Annotated in this window: 1 protein-coding gene; it reads right to left on the bottom strand. The window is 36.1% G+C overall.

The window, feature by feature from the left end:
• Nucleotides 1–33: 33 nt before the first annotated feature.
• A complete protein-coding gene (locus WA338_RS18780) occupies nucleotides 34–999 on the bottom strand; it encodes an IS110 family transposase (protein ID WP_009780787.1) in 966 nt (321 codons plus the stop codon).
• Between the last annotated feature and the right edge of the window lie 213 nt (nucleotides 1,000–1,212).

Genomic DNA, 1,212 nt, shown 5'->3' with positions numbered 1-1,212 from the left:
ACAACAAAGAACTGAGTTAAAATCCAAGAGTATTTAGTTCAATTTTGTCGCATAATTTGGGTCATAGGGCAAGCCGCTCTTTGCGATTGCAAAAGCTTGTTTTATTAGTTTATTTATAACTGCTATTAGTGCTAGCTTTTTACTTTTGCCTTTTGCTATAATACGTTCATAAATTTTCCTACAGGCAGTATTGTATTTACTTGCAGAGAAGGCACATAAAAACAAAAGATTTCTGAGTTTTTGGTTACCCATTTTACTGATTCTGCTTTTACCCCTGACACTGCTCCCTGATTGCCGTATGGTGGGCGTTGTGCCTGCAAAGCTACAAAGCTGCGATGCAGTTTCAAATTTGGTAAAACCATCAGTTAACACGATCAATAAAGCTGCTGTTTTATCTCCTAAACCTGGGATACTCTTTAAATTAGTCAACTGTTGCTGGTGCTCTGCTTTAACTAGAGATAATAAGCGCGTTTCTAGGGATTTTATCTCTTTATCCAATATCTTTTTTGATCTGTTCAATGATCTAAAAACCGCTTTTGAAGGTATACCTAAAGCTTGCTCTCCGTGAATTTTATTCTTTAGCTGAGTGCGCTGTTTTAAGTACAGCTCTAATAAACGTAGAAGTTGTAGAGATTCTGCTTGATTCTGATCCTTTCCCGTATATAAAGGCACTGGGTTGATCAAAGCATAGTCACATATGGCTTTAGCATCACTCTTATCGGTCTTTACTTTAGATAAACGCATCTGTATAAACCTCTTTACAGATAATGGATTTACTACAGAAACCGGTTGGCCAGATTCAAACAGGAATTGTGCTAAACAATAATGATAATAACCGGTTGCTTCCATAACGACAATTGCTGATTTTTCAAGCTCTTTAATGAACTTTTTGAACCCGGCAACAGTATTAGGGTATTGACGGTAAAAGCCTGTTGTATTTGCTACATCAAAGACATCTTTGCTAATATCTACTCCATAAGTTTCACTATATTTACTCATAACAATTAGATTTTGGAAAGGACGATCTACTTGGTGTTCAACAACTTTAAATCGAGGTTAGCGCCTCACAGAACTGATCGAAATCTAAGTAGAAAAGAGCAGTGATTATCAATGTTGACGGAATCTGAAGTTCCAACGGCTATAGTAACCTTAACCTGCTCTTTTGTTCTTTCTGATTAATGCTATAATTTAAACAGAATCAAACTTAAGATG

Origin of the sequence: Leeuwenhoekiella sp. CH_XMU1409-2, assembly GCF_037029365.1 — a bacterium.
Lineage (GTDB): Bacteria > Bacteroidota > Bacteroidia > Flavobacteriales > Flavobacteriaceae > Leeuwenhoekiella > Leeuwenhoekiella blandensis.
The sequence above is the reverse complement of the archived record's forward strand: the minus strand, read 5'-3'. Positions and strand labels throughout refer to the sequence as shown.